This is a genomic window from Tessaracoccus massiliensis, assembly GCF_000826065.2.
Classification (GTDB): Bacteria; Actinomycetota; Actinomycetes; order Propionibacteriales; family Propionibacteriaceae; genus Arachnia; species Arachnia massiliensis_A.
The window spans coordinates 634,522-652,444 of the sequence record NZ_LN623543.1 but is presented as its reverse complement, the minus strand read 5'-3'; the positions used below and the strand labels follow the sequence as shown (position 1 = coordinate 652,444).

Annotated in this window: 14 protein-coding genes and 3 pseudogenes; 15 read left to right on the top strand and 2 right to left on the bottom strand. The window is 68.8% G+C overall.

Annotated features, from left to right (window positions below; translation table 11 throughout):
- The 5 genes and pseudogenes from BN1186_RS16550 (at position 1) to BN1186_RS13605 (ending at position 5,253) form a co-directional block, all read left to right on the top strand.
- Positions 1–2,386: pseudogene (locus BN1186_RS16550) on the top strand (FtsK/SpoIIIE family DNA translocase).
- Between the two features lie 22 nt (positions 2,387–2,408).
- Positions 2,409–3,742: pseudogene (gene rimO / locus BN1186_RS13620) on the top strand (30S ribosomal protein S12 methylthiotransferase RimO).
- Positions 3,739–4,386, top strand: a complete 648-nt coding sequence (pgsA, locus tag BN1186_RS13615; protein ID WP_246043320.1) for a CDP-diacylglycerol--glycerol-3-phosphate 3-phosphatidyltransferase — start codon at positions 3,739–3,741, stop codon at positions 4,384–4,386. Before rimO ends, pgsA begins: the two are co-directional and overlap by 4 nt.
- A gap of 18 nt (positions 4,387–4,404) precedes the next feature.
- Complete coding sequence (locus tag BN1186_RS13610; RefSeq protein WP_040284520.1) at positions 4,405–4,884, top strand: CinA family protein; 480 nt, start codon at positions 4,405–4,407, stop codon at positions 4,882–4,884.
- Between the two features lie 93 nt (positions 4,885–4,977).
- Positions 4,978–5,253: a helix-turn-helix domain-containing protein gene (locus BN1186_RS13605; RefSeq protein ID WP_040284519.1), complete on the top strand. Its 276-nt coding sequence runs from the start codon at positions 4,978–4,980 to the stop codon at positions 5,251–5,253.
- A 15-nt stretch (positions 5,254–5,268) separates the two neighbouring features.
- Here BN1186_RS13605 and BN1186_RS13600 read toward each other — a convergent pair whose 3' ends face one another.
- Entirely contained in the window at positions 5,269–6,030 is a 762-nt protein-coding gene (locus BN1186_RS13600; RefSeq protein ID WP_040284518.1) for a DeoR/GlpR family DNA-binding transcription regulator, read from the bottom strand.
- Positions 6,031–6,232: 202 nt separating this feature from the next.
- On the opposite strand from BN1186_RS13600, the gene BN1186_RS13595 reads away from it, so the two are divergent.
- The 4 genes from BN1186_RS13595 to rny all read left to right on the top strand — a co-directional run bounded on the left by BN1186_RS13595 (position 6,233) and on the right by rny (position 9,967).
- Entirely contained in the window at positions 6,233–6,427 is a 195-nt protein-coding gene (locus BN1186_RS13595) for a DUF3046 domain-containing protein (RefSeq protein WP_040284908.1), read from the top strand.
- 158 nt (positions 6,428–6,585) lie between these two features.
- The gene (recA, locus tag BN1186_RS13590; RefSeq protein ID WP_040284907.1) at positions 6,586–7,632 is read left to right on the top strand and encodes a recombinase RecA; all 1,047 of its coding nucleotides are present in this window, start codon (positions 6,586–6,588) and stop codon (positions 7,630–7,632) included.
- Positions 7,622–8,137 (top strand): regulatory protein RecX, encoded by a 516-nt coding sequence (locus BN1186_RS13585; RefSeq protein ID WP_052460172.1) that lies wholly within the window; start codon positions 7,622–7,624, stop codon positions 8,135–8,137. The genes recA and BN1186_RS13585 overlap by 11 nt, the downstream gene beginning before the upstream one ends.
- Positions 8,138–8,392: 255 nt before the next feature.
- Positions 8,393–9,967, top strand: coding sequence for a ribonuclease Y (gene rny / locus BN1186_RS13580; RefSeq protein ID WP_040284517.1), 1,575 nt, complete (start codon positions 8,393–8,395; stop codon positions 9,965–9,967).
- Here the strand turns inward: rny and BN1186_RS13575 are convergent, their stop codons facing one another.
- Entirely contained in the window at positions 9,968–10,855 is an 888-nt protein-coding gene (locus tag BN1186_RS13575) for an aldose 1-epimerase family protein (RefSeq protein ID WP_052460171.1), read from the bottom strand.
- A 33-nt stretch (positions 10,856–10,888) separates the two neighbouring features.
- Here BN1186_RS13575 and BN1186_RS16545 point away from each other — a divergent pair.
- The 6 genes and pseudogenes from BN1186_RS16545 to BN1186_RS13550 all read left to right on the top strand — a co-directional run.
- Positions 10,889–11,362 (top strand): annotated as a pseudogene (locus tag BN1186_RS16545) (tRNA (N6-isopentenyl adenosine(37)-C2)-methylthiotransferase MiaB); the annotation flags it as partial.
- Complete coding sequence (locus tag BN1186_RS13570; protein WP_246043319.1) at positions 11,353–12,531, top strand: MiaB/RimO family radical SAM methylthiotransferase; 1,179 nt, start codon at positions 11,353–11,355, stop codon at positions 12,529–12,531. The pseudogene BN1186_RS16545 and the gene BN1186_RS13570, both read left to right, overlap by 10 nt.
- Positions 12,532–12,690: 159 nt before the next feature.
- Positions 12,691–13,605 carry a tRNA (adenosine(37)-N6)-dimethylallyltransferase MiaA gene (gene miaA / locus BN1186_RS13565; RefSeq protein WP_040284514.1) on the top strand — a complete coding sequence of 305 codons (915 nt, stop codon included), beginning with the start codon at positions 12,691–12,693 and terminating at the stop codon, positions 13,603–13,605.
- Positions 13,606–13,624: 19 nt separating this feature from the next.
- Positions 13,625–14,440 carry a diaminopimelate epimerase gene (dapF, locus tag BN1186_RS13560; protein ID WP_040284513.1) on the top strand — a complete coding sequence of 272 codons (816 nt, stop codon included), beginning with the start codon at positions 13,625–13,627 and terminating at the stop codon, positions 14,438–14,440.
- Positions 14,441–14,512: 72 nt separating this feature from the next.
- Positions 14,513–15,928: a GTPase HflX gene (hflX, locus tag BN1186_RS13555; RefSeq protein ID WP_040284512.1), complete on the top strand. Its 1,416-nt coding sequence runs from the start codon at positions 14,513–14,515 to the stop codon at positions 15,926–15,928.
- Entirely contained in the window at positions 15,900–17,915 is a 2,016-nt protein-coding gene (locus BN1186_RS13550) for an ATP-dependent DNA helicase (protein ID WP_052460170.1), read from the top strand. The genes hflX and BN1186_RS13550 overlap by 29 nt, the downstream gene beginning before the upstream one ends.
- Positions 17,916–17,923 lie beyond the last annotated feature (8 nt).

Here is a 17,923-nt window from a genome sequence, read left to right as displayed (position 1 = left end):
CTGGCCCGCAGCGTGGGCGGCGCGGCGCAGGACGTGGACCCCAAGCTCCGCCGCGACGGCTGGGGCCTCGTGCTGCTCACCCTGGGGATCACCGTGGCCGCCCGCTTCTGGTTCAATCTCGCCGGCCCCGTCGGCGACTGGCTGCAGATGGCCACCACCACCGTCTTCGGGTCGCTGTCCGCCGTGGTGCCGGCCGTGCTGCTGTACGGCGCCTGGCGCGTGCTGCGCCATCCCCGCGACGTCGACTCGGCCCCGCGCACGGGACTGGGCTGGTTCTTCATCACCCTCGGCTCACTGGGCCTGGTGCACATCGCCAACGGGCTGCCGCGCCCCAACACCGACGGCCTGGACGCCGTGCGCGAGGCAGGCGGCGTGCTGGGCTACGTCGCCTCCTCCATCCCCACCGATCTGCTGACCACCTGGGTCTCCGTGCCCGTGCTCAGCATCGTGCTGCTCTTCGGCACCCTGGTGGTCATCGGCCGCCCGCTGCACGAGATCGTCGCCGGCCTCGGCCACGTCTTCGGGGCACTGGTGGAGCGCGCGCCCGAGGATGAGCCGAAGGACAAGCTGAAGCTCGGCGTCGACGTGCCCTACGACACCCCGCTGATCGAAGACCCCGTCGAGGACCCCGAGGTGGAGGACTCCTACGGTGCGACGGACTTCCGCGAGCCCGAGGTGTTCGACTACCTCGCCCAGGACGAGCCCCACATCGACCCCACGCCCGAACCCCTCCAGCCCACCGAGCCGGCCGAGCCGCGGCAGGTGCCGGGCCGCCCCAAGGCGGCCCCCCGCGCTCCAGCCCACCGAGCCGGCCGAGCCGCGGCAGGTGCCGGGCCGCCCCAAGGAGGCCCCCCGCGAGCCGGAGCCGCCGCAGCACACACCCCCGCCCGGTCCCGCCGTCCAGATGCAACTCGGCGGCGACATCGTCTACCAGTTGCCCGACGACGGGTCGCTCGCCCCCGGCTCCAAGCCCAAGGCCCGCACGGAGGCCTCCGACAAGGTGGTGCGCCAGCTCGCCGCCGTGCTGCGGGAATTCGAGATCGACGCCCGCGTCACCGGCTACACCCGCGGCCCGACGGTCACCCGCTACGAGGTGGAACTCGGCTCCGCGATCAAGGTCAGCAAGGTCACCGGCCTGGCGGACAACATCGCCTACGCCGTCGGCTCCAACGAGATCCGCATCCTGACCCCCATCCCGGGCAAGTCCGCCATCGGCATCGAGATCCCGAACCTGGACAAGGAGGTCGTCTCCCTGGGCGACGTCCTGCGCTCCAACCGCGCCAAGAACGACCACCACCCGATGACGGTGGGCCTGGGCAAGGACGTTGAGGGCGGCTTCGTCGTGGCCAACATGGCCAAGATGCCGCACCTCCTGGTGGCCGGCGCCACCGGCTCCGGTAAGTCCAGCTTCATCAACTCGCTGATCACGTCGATCATGATGCGCGCCACGCCCGACGAGGTGCGGCTCCTGCTGGTCGACCCCAAGCGCGTGGAGCTCAACCAGTACGAGGGCATCCCGCACCTGGTCACGCCCATCATCACCAACCCGAAGAAGGCCGCCGAGGCCCTCGCATGGGTGGTGCGTGAGATGGACATGCGCTACGACGACCTGGCCGCCTTCGGGTTCCGCCACGTTGACGACTTCAACAAAGCGGTGCGTGCCGGGCAGGTCAAGCTACCGGAGGGCTCGGAGCGGAAGCTGTCGCCCTACCCCTACCTCCTGGTCGTGGTCGACGAGCTCGCTGACCTCATGATGGTGGCCCCCCGCGACGTCGAGGATTCCGTCGTGCGCATCACACAGCTCGCCCGCGCCGCCGGCATCCATCTGGTGCTCGCCACGCAGCGCCCGTCGACGGACGTGGTCACCGGCCTGATCAAGGCCAACGTGCCCTCCCGCCTGGCGTTCGCCACGTCGTCGATGACCGATTCGCGCGTCATTCTCGACCAGCCTGGCGCGGAGAAGCTCGTCGGTAAGGGCGACGGCCTGTTCCTGCCCATGGGCGCCTCCAAGCCCATCCGCGTGCAGGGTGCCTGGGTCAACGAGTCCGAGATCCGCGACGTCGTGTCCTTCATCAGCAACCAGCTGCAGCCCGAGTACCGCGAGGACGTCACCGCCGCGGCCGCCAGTGACAAGAAGGTCGTCGACGACATCGGCGACGACATGGACCTGGTGCTGGACGCCTGCCGCCTCGTCGTCGAACTGCAACTGGGTTCGACCTCGATGCTGCAGCGCAAGCTCCGCGTCGGCTTCGCGAAGGCCGGCCGCCTGATGGACATCCTCGAGAGCAGGGGAGTGGTGGGCCCGTCGGAGGGTTCGAAGGCCCGCGAGGTGCTCGTCAAGCCGGATGACCTCGACGAGGTGCTCGCGAATCTTGCTGCCGGCTGACGTGGTGGATAATAGGCGCACCATGACAACCCACTCCGTGCACATCGCGTCCCTTGGCTGCGCCCGCAACGACGTCGACTCCGAAGAGCTCGCCGCCCGGCTGGAACAGGGGGGCTTCACCCTCGTCGACGACGCGGAGGACGCGGAGACCGTGGTGGTCAATACGTGCGGCTTCGTGGCCCAGGCCAAGAAGGACTCGATCGACACGCTGCTCGCCGCGGCGGACCTCAAGGACGATGGCAACGTCAAGGCCGTCGTCGCGGTGGGGTGCATGGCGGAGCGCTACGGGGTCGAGTTGGCCAACGAACTGCCGGAGGCCGACGCGGTGCTGGGCTTCGACGCCTACTCCGACATCGCCGACAGGCTGCGCGGCATCCTCGACGGCGAGAAGGTGATCTCCGCCCGGCCGCCGCCCCCGAGGTGGCCGTGCCCGGTCACGTCTGGCTGCCCGGCGCCCGCCGTCGCCTCGCCGGGGGGCCCTCCGCCTCGCTGAAGATCGCCTCCGGCTGTGACCGTCGCTGCGCCTTCTGCGCCATCCCCGCCTTCCGCGGCTCCTACCTGTCCCGCCCGCTGGACGAACTCGAGGCAGAGGCGCGCTGGCTGGTGGAGGAGGGCGCCAGGGAGGTCTTCCTGGTCTCCGAGAACACCTCCAGCTACGGCAAGGATCTGGGCGCCGACGTGCGCCTCGAGCAACTGCTGGAACGGCTCTCGGGCATCGACGGGCTCGACTGGATCCGCGTCAGCTACCTCCAGCCCGCCGAGGTCCGGCCCGGCTTCGTCGAGGCCATGCTCGGCATCGACAAGGTGCTGCCGTACTTCGACCTCAGCTTCCAGCACGCGTCGAAGCCCGTGCTGCGCCGGATGCGCCGCTTCGGGGACCCGGACAGCTTCCTCAACCTCATCAGCAGCATCCGCAGGCTCGCGCCCCGGGCGGGCATCCGCAGCAACGTCATCGCGGGATTCCCGGGCGAGACCGAGCAGGACGTGGAGATCCTGCGGCAGTTCATCATCGACGCTCAACTCGACGTGCTGGGCGTCTTCGGCTACTCCGATGAAGAGGGCACCGAGGGCGTCACACTGCCGGGCCACCTGCCCGAGGACGTCGTCGAGGAGCGCCGCGCCATGCTCGCGGACCTCGCCATCGACGTGGCCGAGGCCAGGGCCGCCGACCGCGTCGGCGACGACGTGGTCGTGCTGGTGGAGAGCAACGACGGCGAGACCGTGGGCCGCGCCGAGCACCAGGCGCCGGAGACCGACGGCGCCGTGACATTGGACCGCGAGGCGCCCGTCGGCAGCCTCGTGACAGCCCGGGTCGTCGACTCGGTGGGCATTGATCTGATCGCGGAGGCACTGTGACTGACGATGTGAGCGACGAACCCCGCCGCGCGGTGGGGGAGAGCCCGGCCGGGCCGAGCAACTGGAACGTGCCCAACGTGCTGACAGTGATCAGGATCATCCTGGTGCCGGTCTACGTGGCGCTTCTGTTCGTCGCGCCCACTGACTTCACGTGGCGGTTGATCGCCACCATCGTGTTCGTCGTAGCCATGCTCACCGACCTTGCCGACGGCCACATCGCCCGCAAGTACAACCTGGTCACGGATTTCGGCAAGCTGTGGGACCCCGTTGCGGACAAGGCGCTGACTGGTGCCGCGTTCATCGCGATCAGCATCCTCGGTACCGACGGCCTCGGCGCGGCCAGCCGCACCCTGTGGATCTTCACCGTCATCATCCTCGTGCGCGAATGGGGCATCACCTGGGTGCGCGCCGCGATCGCCAAGTACGGGATCATGGCCGCCAACAAGGGCGGCAAGGCCAAGACGCTCACCCAGACGTTCGCGCTGATCCTGTTCAGCCTGAACCTCGCCTTCCTGCCCGGCCCGCTCCAGGTGGCGGCCTGGATCCTGATGTGGGCGGCGCTTTTCCTGACCGTGATCACCGGTCTCGACTACCTGCGGCACGCCTGGGCCATCCGCCAGAAGGGCCGCACGCAGGAATCCTGACCGGGTAGCCTTGCGGGCATGTCGCTCGCCGCCGATCTCATCAAGAAGCTCACCCAGCGCACGGTCACCCTCGCCACCTGTGAATCGCTCACCGGCGGCGGCATCGGTGCGGCGCTGACCACCGTGCCCGGCGCCTCGCAGGTCTACCGCGGCGGGCTGATCACCTACGCCCGCGACCTCAAACACGACCTGGCCGGCGTCGACCAGGAACTCATCGAGAACGAGGGCGTGGTCAACGAACTCACCGCCCTGCAGATGGCCGTGGGCGCACAGCGCCGCTGCAATGCGGACTGGGCCGTGGCCACCACGGGCGTGGCCGGCCCGACGGAGACCGACGGCGCCAAGGTCGGCACCGTGTGGTTCGCCGTCGTGGGCCCCAAGATGGGTATGTCTCCGGCGCCGCAGTACACCGAGTTGCGCGAGTTCGAGGGGGACCGCGCGGCGATCCGGGAGGCAGCGACGGAGCACGCCTTCGAGATGCTCATGCGGGTTCTCTGAGAAGAAGTTTCACTCAGAGGGAACAAAGCCGGGCGGCGGCTTGTTACACCTGTCGATGGCGGGCGCTCGGCCCGTGGTCAGATAGGAACAGCCGTGAAGACGATTCTGATTCGTAAGGTGATGGGCGAGACACTCCGGGAGCTCCGGATGTGCGCCGGCATGACCCTGCGAGAGGTCTCCATGGCCAGCATGGTCTCTCTCGGATATCTCTCGGAGATCGAGCGCGGCCACAAGGAGGCCTCCAGCGAGGTCCTCTTCGCCATCGCGTCCGCGCTGGGTGTCTCCCTGTCGGAGCTGATGGGCACCATCAGCGGGAAGATCGCGGTGTTGGAGGCCCGGCAGCTGCCCCGGGTGGCGGTTGCCGCCTGAGGCACAGCGCGCCGCTCAGCGGTGGCGCGATCCCTCCACCACATGCACCTCGACGCCGGCGTCCCGGATCCGCTGCAGTTCAGCCTCCGGGGCGCCGGAATCCGTCACGAGCACGTGGATGCCCTTGATGTCGGCCACCCGGGCCAGCGTGGTGTGGCCGATCTTCGTCGAGTCGATCGCGACGACCACGCGCTGTGCGCGTTCGATCATCGCCAGGTTGGTCCGCGCCTCGATCTCGTCGTGGGTGGTCAGGCCGTCGCTGGCGCTCACGCCGTCGGCACCGACGACGGCGGTGCCGACGTTGACCAGCTTCATGGTGGACTCGGCCAGCGAGCCCACCAGCTCCAGCGAGCTGGGGCGCAGCACGCCGCCGGCGATCAGGACCCGGGCCTGACCCTGCTCCGCGGCCTCAAGCCCGATGCTGAGCGAGTTGGTGATGATCGTGAGGTCGTCGCGGTGGCGCAGGGCGCGCAGCACTTCCGCGGTGGTGGTGCCGCCGGTGAGACCGATCGCGTGTTTGCCGGCGGGGATGAGACTGGCCACGGTGCGCGCGATGCGGCGCTTCGCGTCCTGGTTGCGGCCATCGCGCAGCCGCACGGGAAGTTCGCGGTTCCCCTTGACCGGCCGGGCGCCGCCGTGCGTGCGTTCCAAGAGCCCCTGGGAGGCGAGGAGCGCGACGTCGCGGCGGATGGTGGCGGCCGAGGCTCCCAGATGATCGGCGAGGTAGGACAGCGGGAGTTGGCCCTGCTCAGTGAGCAGTGCGAGCAACGCCACCATCCGGTCTGACCGCTTGTGGGAGGGCGTGCTGGGTGCATTCATCCGTGAGGGCTCCTTCGCGCCTGATCTGGTTTCGTGCACATTACGCACAAATGCTGAGCGAGATTCTACCCTCTGCTCACTAGTTGTGAGCAATGGGGTCCACTTGCGGCGCGGTTGCCTGATCAAATGCCCAATCTCGGGCGGCGTGTACCGTGATCCCGTGCGAGAAGTGGAGCTCTGGGAGCGGATGAACGATGTGCTGCCCGCCGGCTATGCGGCCACCTGGGCCGACTCTGTGGTCCTTGAGGAGCTCGGGAGCCGCACGGTGCGTGAGGCACTGTCGGCCGGGATCCCCTCCAAGCAGATCTGGCGGGCGGTGTGGAAGCAACTCGAACTCCCCGGCAATCTGCGCTGATCCGCGGCGTGTCGCGCTTGAATAGAACGGGTGTTCGCCTAGATTGAAGGCCGTGGTTATCCACAGCGGAACCTACTCGTGAAAAATTGTCAGAGCCGCTGCCTACAGTGATAGCAACATCGAATCATCCGGCCCGCGGCCGGCTTTTGGAAGGAAACCTGATGGCCTCATCGGACCGTAACAAGGCGCTGGAGGCGGCGCTCGCCCAGATCGAGAAGGCCCACGGTAAGGGCTCTGTCATGAAGCTGGGCGAAGATACCCGTCTGCCCATCGACGTGATCCCCACCGGCTCTGTCGCGCTGGACGTGGCACTGGGCATCGGCGGACTGCCCCGTGGGCGCGTCGTGGAGATCTATGGCCCGGAGTCCAGCGGTAAGACCACCGTCGCGCTCCACGCCATCGCCAACGCCCAACGCGACGGCGGCATCTGCGCCTTCATCGACGCGGAGCACGCGCTGGATCCGGATTACGCCCAGAAGTTGGGCGTCGACACCGATGAACTCCTCGTCTCCCAGCCGGACAACGGCGAGCAGGCGCTCGAGATCGCAGACACCCTGGTGCGCTCCGGCGCGCTGTCGCTGATCGTCATCGACTCGGTGGCGGCACTGACCCCGCGCGCCGAGATCGAGGGCGAGATGGGAGACTCGCACGTCGGCCTGCAGGCCCGCCTGATGAGCCAAGCGCTGCGCAAGATGACCGGCGCGCTGAAGAACTCCAACACCACCGCGATCTTCATCAACCAGTTGCGCGAGAAGATCGGCGTCATGTTCGGCAGCCCCGAGACCACCACCGGTGGCCGCGCGCTGAAGTTCTATTCGTCGGTCCGCCTCGACGTTCGCCGCATCGAGACGCTGAAAGACGGCACCGAGATGGTCGGCAACCGCACCCGCGTCAAGGTGGTCAAGAACAAGGTGGCCCCGCCCTTCAAGCAGGCGGAGTTCGACATCATCTACGGCCAGGGCATCTCGCGTGAGGGCTCGCTGATCGACCTCGGCGTGGACGCCGGCATCGTGCGCAAGGCCGGTGCCTGGTTCACCTATGAGTCGGATCAGTTGGGCCAGGGCAAGGAGAACGCCCGCAACTTCCTGAAGAAGAACCCGGAGGTCGCCCAGGAGATCGAGCGCCGCATCCGCTTGCATCTGGGCGTAGACAAGGAGGATGTGCCGGCAGATGTGAACCCGGAGACGGGCGAAGTTGACTTCTGAGCGCAGCGCGGAGGAGCGGGCCACCCAGGTTGAGGTGGCCCGCAAGATCGCGCTCGATCAGCTGGCCACCCGGGCGCGCTCAGAGCTGGAACTGCGTCAGAAGATGGCGCGGCGCAACGTCCCGGAGGATGTCGTCGAGGAGATCATCGCGCGCTTCACGGAGGTGGGGCTCATCGACGACGCGGCCTTCGCGCAGGCGCTGACCGCCTCCCGCGCCGAGTTCGGGCTGCGTGGCAGGGCCCGGATCCGGCAGGAGCTGCAGGCCAAGGGTATAGACAGGGAGGTTGCCGACGAGGCGCTGGCTGAGCTGGATCCAGAGGACGAACGCGAGGCCGCGCTCACGTTGGCCCGCCGTCGGATGCGCTCGCTCGCCAACCTCGAACGGCACGTCGCCCGCCGGCGCCTGGCGGGGGTGTTGGCCCGGAGGGGATTCTCCAGGGGCATCGTCAGTTCCGTGCTCGAGGATGTCCTCGCAACGGACTCGTGGGGTGACGGAAGCGGTTGAGTTTTCCACAGGTGCGCAATAGGCTCAGGGGCAAGGTCCACGGACCCCGCATGAACCCGCCCCGGCTCCGCCCGGGGCACTGAAACTGATACTGATCGACAATCTGACAACTCGTGTCTGACCACACCTGACAGCAGAAAACTCTATCCCCGCTGCGGCGTTCGCGCCGCGGTGGCCTTGGCGTCGCCAGCATCGTTGCCAAACCCCTCGTGCGGGTCCCCGTGACCGGTGGTACATCGGATATGAGGAGGCGCCGTGCCTGAGCTCGGTTGGATCATTGCAGGCATCGCTCTGGCCGGCCTCGTCGTGCTGGGCGTCATGCTGCGCCGCCAGGCGGCACGCGCCATCGCGGACCGGTTGAAGTGGGAGCGCCGGGTCAAGGACGACATCTCCTCCATGCGGGCCAACGCGCAGGCCGCGGCCGCAGTGGCCGAGGAACGCGCCAGGGAAACCCTCGAGGACGCGGAGCGCCGCCGGGCGGAGATGGAGGCGCAACTCGGCGCGCAGCGCCAGGAGCTCCGAGAGGCCAGGGCGGCCCAGGAGCGACGCGAATCGCGCCTGCATGAACGCGAGGACAGGCTGTCGGCAGAGGCTGAGGGCCTCGTCGCCCGCGCCGAACGCCTCGATGCGCAGCGGGCCCAGTTGCGGGAGCAGCGCCAGGCTCTCCAGCTCGAGGAGGAGCGCGCCGCTGCGGAGTTGGAACGGATCGCCGGCCTGTCCGTGGAGGAGGCGCGGCACGAGGTGATCGCGGCGGCGGAGAAGCAGGCGAAGCTGACCGCCACCTCGATCGCGCGCGACATCGAATCCACGGCCAAGCGCGAGGCGGACAAGCTTGCCCGCAGCATCATCACCACCGCCATTCAGAGGGTCGCCTCGGAGCAGACCTCTGAATCGGTGGTGAGCACCGTGGACCTGCCCAGCGACGACATGAAGGGCCGGATCATCGGCCGCGAGGGCCGCAACATCCGCGCGTTCGAGCAGATCACCGGCGTCAACGTGATGATCGACGACACCCCCGAGTCCGTCCTCCTCAGCAGCTTCGACCCGGTCCGGCGCGAGATCGCCCGCATCACCCTGGTGGATCTCGTCGCCGATGGGCGCATCCACCCGGCACGCATCGAGGAGGTGCACGAGCGCAGCGTCCGCGAGATCAACGAGCGCGTGCTGCGCTCCGCAGAGGACGCCCTCTCGGAGGTGGGCATCGTCGACCTGCATCCTGATCTCATCCCCACCCTCGGCTCCCTCGCATTCCGCACCTCCTACGGCCAGAACGTGCTGCGGCACCTGGTGGAGTGCGCGCACCTGGCCGGCGTCATGGCCGCCGAGCTCGGGCTCGACGTCGCCACCTGTAAGCGCGCGGCCTTCCTGCACGACATCGGCAAGGCGCTCACCCACGAGGTGGAGGGGCCGCACGCGATCATCGGCGCCGAGTTACTGCGCAGCCACGGCGAGCACGAAGACATCGTGCACGCCGTCGAAGCGCACCACAACGAGGTGGAGCCACGCACCGTCGAGGCCATCCTCACGCAGGCCGCGGACGCCATCTCAGGGTCCCGGCCGGGTGCACGGCGGGAATCCCTGGAGGCCTATGTGGAGCGCATGGAGAACCTGGAGCAGATCGCCACCAGGCACAGCGGCGTGATGCGGGCCTACGCCATGCAGGCGGGCCGCGACCTGCGGGTGATGGTGGCGCCTGAGGATGTCGACGACGCCGGGGCGCACGCGCTGGCCCGCGACATCGCCACGGAGATTGAGAAGACGCTCAGCTACCCGGGCCAGATCCGGATCACCGTGGTGCGCGAGTCGCGCGCCACGGAGACCGCGCACTGATCATCCGGCGGAGGCCGCCACGCGGATGCCCCACTTGGAGGTGGTCTCCGCACCCGGATCCAGGACGATGAGCGCCTCGTGCGTGGGCCCTTCGTTGTAGGCGTTGGCCGCACAGGTCAGCGGCTCCACCGCGAGCGCGTCACGCGTGGGCGGGATGAACAACTGGCCCCAGGGCATCGTCGCGTCGGTCCACATGGTCGTCGTGCGGCCGTCGTCGGAGACCGTGACCTCCCAGCCGCCCTCATCCACGCGGAACGCGTTGTCGAGTGCGAGATCGCCGATGATCCGGGGCTTCCTGAAGTCGTGTTCCGCGGAAACCTCACCGAGGGACACAGGCAGCAGCCGGTCGTCGACCACGAGTTCACGCTCGAACGGCGTGGTGATGGTGGCGGTGGCAGGGTCGAGTGCGAGGTACGGGTGCGCCCCGTAGCCGTAGGGCACAGCCTGTGCGCCCACGTTGCGGGCCGTCACGATCACGGTGAGCCCGCCGTCGTCGACGACGTGGCAGATCTCCACGGCGAGGACGCCGCCCCAGCCCTGCTGCGGGTAGATCACCGTGCCGAGCACGACCTCGTCGGGCCCGTGGCTGAGCAGTCGCCAGGCGTGGTTGGAGCCGAGGCCGTGGTTGGCGTTGTTGCGGGCGACCTCGTTGACCGGCACCTGGTAGTCGACGCCGTCGAAGGTGTATCGTCCGTCCCTGATGCGGTTGGGCCAGGGGAGCAGGTGGCGCCCCATCGAAGCGCGCGGCGCCTCGTCTTCGGCGAAGGTCCACAGCACCTCCTGCCCCTCGTGGGTGAGGCTGCGCAGCGTCGCACCCACCTCGGTGACGACGGCCGCGTACGGTCCGGACTCGATGCGGTACTGCTGGCCGGTAGGCAGGATGTTCATGTCTGAGAGAGTAGTAGGTAGCATGGTCAGGCTATGACTGACCCGCGTACCTATCACGTCATCACCTACGGGTGCCAGATGAACGTCCACGATTCCGAACGCATCAGCGGCCTCCTCGAGGAGGCCGGGCTGAGCCGCGTGGCGCCGGGCAACGAAGCGCTGGGCGCAGGCGCTGACGTGGTGGTCTTCAACACGTGCGCCGTGCGGGAGAACGCGGACAACCGGCTCTACGGCAACCTCGGCCACATGGCCAGCATCAAGGCCGTCCATCCCGGCCTGCAGATCGCGGTGGGTGGCTGCATGGCACAGAAGGACCGCGACCTCATCGTGAAGAAGGCGCCGTGGGTCGACGTGGTGTTCGGCACCCACAACGTGGGAGCGCTGCCGGCGCTTCTGGAACGGGCCCGCGTCGAGAAGGAGGCCCAGGTCGAGATCAAGGAGGCGCTCGAGACCTTCCCGAGCAACCTCCCCACGCGCCGCGAGTCGCCGTACTCGGCGTGGGTGTCGATCTCGGTGGGCTGGGAGCGCTGCCGGCGCTTCTGGAACGGGCCCGCGTCGAGAAGGAGGCCCAGGTCGAGATCAAGGAGGCGCTCGAGACCTTCCCGAGCAACCTCCCCACGCGCCGCGAGTCGCCGTACTCGGCGTGGGTGTCGATCTCGGTGGGCTGCAACAACACCTGCACCTTCTGCATCGTGCCGGCCCTGCGCGGCAAGGAGACCGACCGTCGCCCCGGTGACATCCTGGCCGAGATCGAGATGCTCGTCAGCCAGGGCGTGCAGGAGATCACCCTGCTGGGTCAGAACGTCAACGCCTACGGCGTGGAGTTCGGCGACCGCCAGGCCTTCGCCAAGCTGCTGCGGGCCTGCGGGACCATCGACGGGTTGGAGCGGGTGCGCTTCACCTCCCCGCACCCGAAGGACTTCACCGACGACGTGATCGCGGCCATGGCCGAGACGCCCAACGTGATGCCGCAGTTGCACATGCCCCTGCAGTCGGGCTCGGATCAGGTGCTGAAGGCCATGCGCCGCTCGTACCGCTCCGAGCGATTCCTCGGCATCCTCGACCGGGTGCGTGCGGCGATGCCGGAGGCGGCCATCACCACCGACATCATCGTCGGCTTCCCGGGGGAGACCGAAGAGGACTTCCAGGCCACGATGGACGTGGTGCGACGCGCCCGCTTCTCCGCGGCCTTCACCTTCCAGTACTCGATCCGCCCGGGCACCCCTGCGGCCACCATGCCCGACCAGGTGCCCAAGGAGGTCGTCCAGGACCGCTACAACCGCCTCATCGAGGTGGTCAACGAGCTGGCCTGGGAGGAGAACAAGCGGTTCGCCGGCCGCGAGATCGAGGTCATGTTCGCCACCGGCGAGGGCCGCAAGGACGCCGAGACCAACCGGATGAGCGGCCGCGCCCGCGACAACCGCCTCGTGCATGTCGCGGTGCCGGAAGACCCGGCGCAGCGCCCGCGCCCAGGCGACATCGCGACGGTGAAGATCACCCACGCGGCACCGCACCACCTCAACTCCGACGAGCTACCCACCAACCTGCGCCGCACCCGTGGCGGCGATGCCTGGGAGGCCGCCCAGGGCATGAAGAAGCCGCCGGTGGGGGTCGGCCTGGGCATGCCCTCCATGGAGAAGCCCGCCCCGTTGCCCGCCGCCAGCGGCTGCTCCTAGACCTCCGGGTTACTTCTCGACGGTGCCCTGCGACGCCGCCGGCGGCTCCGCGGGTGCCGCTTCGCCGCCGGTGAAGTTGTCGAGCTTCTGGTTGGCGAAGTCCTGGCTCCATGAGCCCATCCCTACGGGTGAGGGGAAGGGGTTTGGCACACTGGGGCTGTGTCGCTTCCCCTCATCGTGCTGGTCGGCCCCACCGCCACCGGAAAGTCCACCCTCGCCGTCGATCTCGCGCTCACCCTGAAGTCCGCCGGGCGCCCGGCTGAGGTGATCAACGCTGATTCGATGCTCGTCTACCGGGGGATGGACATCGGCACGGCCAAGCCCACCGTCGAGGAGCGCCGCGGCGTGTCGCACCATCTCATCGACATCGCGGAAGTCACCGAGAAGGCCTCGGTCGCCGGCTTCCAGCGCCTCGCCCGCGACACCATCGCTGAGCTGAGGGGCCGGGGCGTGATCCCCATCCTCGTAGGAGGCTCACCCCTGTACACGCGTGCCATCACGGACCACTTCGAGTTCCCCGCCTCGGACCCGGAGGTGCGGGCGCGCTGGGAGGCCGAGCTGAACGAGGTGGGGCCGCATGCGCTGCACCGACGGCTGGCTGAGCTGGCACCGGATTCAGCCGCGGCCATCGAGCCGGGCAACGGGCGCCGCACGGTGCGGGCGCTCGAGGTTCTCGAGCTGACCGGCGGGCATGCGCCGGTGATCCCCGAATGGACCTACGAGCTCGACGATGTGCACCAGTTCGGCCTCGCCCTCGAGCGCGCCGAACTCGATCGCCGGATCGACCAACGCGTCGAGCAGATGTGGGAGCAGGGTCTGGTCGGTGAGGTGCGTGGGCTCCTCGATAGGGGGTTGCGGGACGGGGTGACGGCCATCCGGGCGATCGGCTACCGGCAGGTGGTGGCACATCTCGACGGGGAACTGACCGAGCAGGAGGCGCGTGCGGAGGTGCAACGCGCAACCAGGAGGTTCTTCCGGCGTCAGCTCAGCTGGTACAACCGCGACCCCCGCATCACGTGGCTCGACGCGTCCTCGCCGACCAGGGTCCAGACCATCCTCGCGGCGCTAGACTGATGGGGATCAGGAGGTCGTGATGCGACGATTCAGCTTTCACAAGGGTCATGGCACGAAGAACGACTTCATCATCCTCGACGATTCCTACGGCATGCACGAGATGCATCCGGAGTTCATCAAGGTGATGTGCGACCGGCACAGCGGCATCGGTGCCGACGGTGTGCTGAGGGTGGTGCGCGCCTCGAGTGTGCGGGGCTGGGAGGGCGACGGCTCGCTCTGGTTCATGGATTACTACAACGCCGACGGCTCGATCGCCGAGATGTGCGGGAACGGACTGCGGGTGTTCGCGCGGCATCTGATCAACGAGCAACTCGTGGATTCCGGCGAGTTCGAGGTGGCCACGCGCGCCGGCGTGCGGCGCGTGGAGGTGGCCAGGCATGGCCTGATCAGCACCTCGATGGGGCCGGCCACCGTCGCGGAGGAGGACGTCACGGTGCACCTCGGGAGGCACGAGTGGCCCGCCGTCAAGGTGGACGTGGGCAACCCGCACGCCGTGGTCTTCCTCGAGGAGGAGGACCTCCACCGGCTCAGGCTGCACGACGGGCCCACCTGGTCCCCTGCGTCCGCCTTCCCGGAGGGGGCCAACGTCGAGTTCATCCGCATCGACGGCCCCGGGAAGCTGTCCATGCGGGTCTTCGAGCGAGGCGTGGGGGAGACGCAGAGTTGCGGTACCGGCGTGGTGGCCAGCGCGGCCGCCTACCGGGCACGCACCGGTCACGAGGGCAGCGTGGACGTGAGCGTCCCAGGGGGCGACCTCAGCGTCGATTTCGCCGCCGGGGAGGCTCGGCTCACCGGCCCCGCCGTCATCATCGGTCGCGGCGAGTTCTGGATCTGACCTGCGCACTTGTCCACAGCCATCCGGCCACTCCTTGGCAGTGTCGGGCCGGGCTGGAAGAATGGGCAGACGATGACAGAACTAGATGACGACCTGCTCGACTACGACGACGAGACTGACTACGACGGTGACCAGGAGGATCTGGCCGCCCGGCGTTCGCTGCGCCGTGTCGCGGGGCTGCGCACCGAGCTGGAAGACATCACGGAGGTCGAGTACCGCGAACTGCGCCTCGAGAAGGTGGTGCTCGTCAGCGTCTGGACCACCGGCACCCAGCAGGACGCGGACAACGCGATGGCTGAGCTGAAGCTGCTCGCCGAGACCGCCGGCTCAGAAGTGCTCGATGCGCTCGTGCAGCGTCGCTCACACCCGGATCCGGCCACCTACATCGGCCGGGGCAAGGTGGAGGAGGTTGCGGAGGCGGTGCGTGCCGTCGGCGCAGACACCGTGATCTGCGACGGTGAACTCGAGCCGGCGCAGCTGCGCAACCTGGAGGACCGGATCAAGGTCAAGGTGGTGGACCGCACCGCGTTGATCCTCGACATCTTCGCCCAGCATGCCAAGAGCGCCGAGGGCAAGGCCCAGGTCGAGCTTGCGCAGCTGCAGTACCTCAAGCAGCGGCTGCGTGGCTGGGGCGGAAATCTGTCGCGCCAGGCCGGCGGCCGGGTGGCTGGCGGTGCGGGTATCGGTGGCCGAGGCCCCGGCGAGACCCGCATCGAGACGGACCGGCGCCGGATCCACACCCGGATCTCCCAGCTGCGCCGCAAGCTGCGTGAGATGGACGCCACGCGGGAGGCCAAGCGCGCGGAGCGCCGCCGCAACGAGGTGCCGTCCGTGGCCATCGTTGGCTACACGAACGCCGGCAAGTCCTCGCTCCTCAACCGTCTCACCGGCGCCGGGGTGCTCGTCGAGGACGCGCTGTTCGCCACGCTCGACCCCACCACCCGTCGCTCTGAGACAGATGACGGTCGCGTGTTCACGCTGACGGACACGGTGGGCTTCGTGCGTCACCTGCCACATGACCTGGTGGAGGCGTTCCGCTCAACGCTGGAGGAATCCGCGCAGGCGGATCTCCTGCTGCACGTGGTGGACGCCTCCGACGCGGACCCGGAGGGCCAGATCAAGGCGGTGCGCACCGTCTTGTCAGACATCGGGGCCGGGGCACTGCCCGAGTCGCTGGTGCTCAACAAGGCCGACGCGGCAGATGCGGCGACCATCATGGCGTTGCGGGCCAACCACCCGGATTCGGTGGTGGTCTCCGCCCGCACCGGGCGCGGGGTGGATGCGCTACGGGACGCGCTGGAGGAGTGGCTGCCCCAGCCGGAGGTGCAGATCACGGCCATGGTGCCCTATGAACGTGGGGATCTGGTGGACAAGGTGCACAAGACCGCCGTCATCGAATCCCTCGAACACACCGGCGAGGGAACGTTGATCAAGGTCCGCGTCGCGCCGGACCTGGCCGATGAGCTGGCCGAGTTCGCCCGTGACTGATCACAGCCAGATCCTCGCCGCCGCGATCGGCGACATCGGCGGTGAGGCGCGCCCCGGTCAGCAGGCGATGGCGGACGCGGTGGCCAGCGCCTTTCAGGATGAGGCCCACCTGCTGGTGCAGGCCGGCACGGGTACCGGCAAGTCGCTCGGCTACCTGGCTCCGGCGTTGGCACGGTGCGTCGACACAGACGAGGTGGTCATCGTGGCCACCGCCACGTTGGCGCTCCAGGCCCAGTTGGCCACCAAGGACATCCCCACGGCGCTCGATGCCGTTGAGGAGGTCACCGGGAACCGGCCCAAGGCCGCCATCCTCAAGGGCCGCACCAACTACGCCTGCCTGTACCGGGCACGGGCCGGGGGCGACGCCGAACAGGACTCGCTGATCGGCTCCAGCGCGCTGGCGGAAGCCGCCTCCCGGGCCCGGACCGACGACGTGAGCAGGCTCGGCGCAGAGGTGCTGGCGCTGCGGGAATGGGTTGAGGAGGAGGCCACGCGTGGTGGCCTGGCGGACCGCGATGACGCGCCCACCCACACGGCGCGCGGCTGGCAGCAGGTCTCCATCCCCACGCGCGAGTGCCTGGGGGTCGCCGCGTGCCCGTTCGGAGCGGAGTGCTTCGTGGAGGCCTCGCGGGAAGTGGCCCGCGAGGCGGATCTCGTGGTCACGAACCATGCGTTGCTGGCCATCAACGCCATGCACGGCGGCACGGCGCTGCCGGAGCACGGCGCGCTCATCGTGGACGAGGCGCACGAGTTGGTGAGCCGGATCACCACCGCCGCCACCGACGAACTGACCCCCGGCATCATCGAACGCGCCGCGCGCCGGGCGCTGAACTGGCTCGACGACGACCTGGGGGTGGACTTTCTCGACCAGGCCGACGCCTTCCGGGAGGCCCTCGACGAGTCTGAGCTGACCCGCATCACGGCATCCTCGGCGCCGCTCGTCTACGCCGCTGCCGCGCTCCGCGACGTGTCGCGCAAGGTGGCCAGCACCCTCAGCAAGGTGCCAGACGATCCTGAGGCGCAACAGGCCACCGCGGCGGTACGGGAGGTCTTCGACGTGGCCGATCGCATCGCCGCACTCAAGGACGTCGACGTGGTCTGGGTCTCGGAATCCGAGATCATGGGCCGCACCGCCTACGTGGCTCCGCTCAACGTCGCAGGGTTGTTGCGGGAACAGGTCTTCGGGCAGGGCCCCACGGTGCTGACGTCCGCCACGTTGACGCTCGGCGGAGCCTTCGAACCGGCGGCGGGCGCCGTCGGCCTGCGCGCAGCGGACCGCATCGGGTTGGACGACGAGCCGGAGGACCAGTTCGCCTGGCGTGGGCTCGACGTGGGCTCTCCGTTTGACTACCGCAGGCAGGGGATCCTGTACGTCGCCCGCAGGCTGCCCCCGCCCGGCCGGGACGGCATGCACGAGAACACACTCGCAGAGATCGCGCAACTGGTGTGGGCGGCGGAGGGGCGCGCGTTGGGGCTGTTCGCGTCCCGCCGCGCCGCCGAGCAGGCCGCGGAGTACTGCCGCCGCGAACTGCCGGAGCTCACCGTCCTGTGCCAAGGCGACGCGCAACTCTCCGAACTGACCCGCAGGTTCCTCGAGGAGCCCACCACGGCACTGTTCGGCACCATGTCGCTCTGGCAGGGGGTCGATGTGCCGGGGGAGGCATGTCAGGTGGTCATCATCGACAAGATTCCCTTCCCCCGTCCGGACGATCCGCTCATGCAGGCACGCAAGAAGGCCGTCGACGACGCCGGGGGCAACGGGTTCATGAGCGTGGCCGCCGCCCATGCCGCGCTGTTGCTTGCCCAGGGAGCCGGCAGGCTGATCCGGCGATCCGAGGACAAGGGAGTGGTGGCGATGCTGGACCCGAGGCTCGCCACGGCACGCTACGGGTCCTTCCTCACCGCGTCCCTGCCTGACTTCTGGACGACCACGGACAGCGACGTTGCCGTCTCAGCCCTCCGGCGGCTCCGCGGCGAGGACGCCTGAGCTCGAGC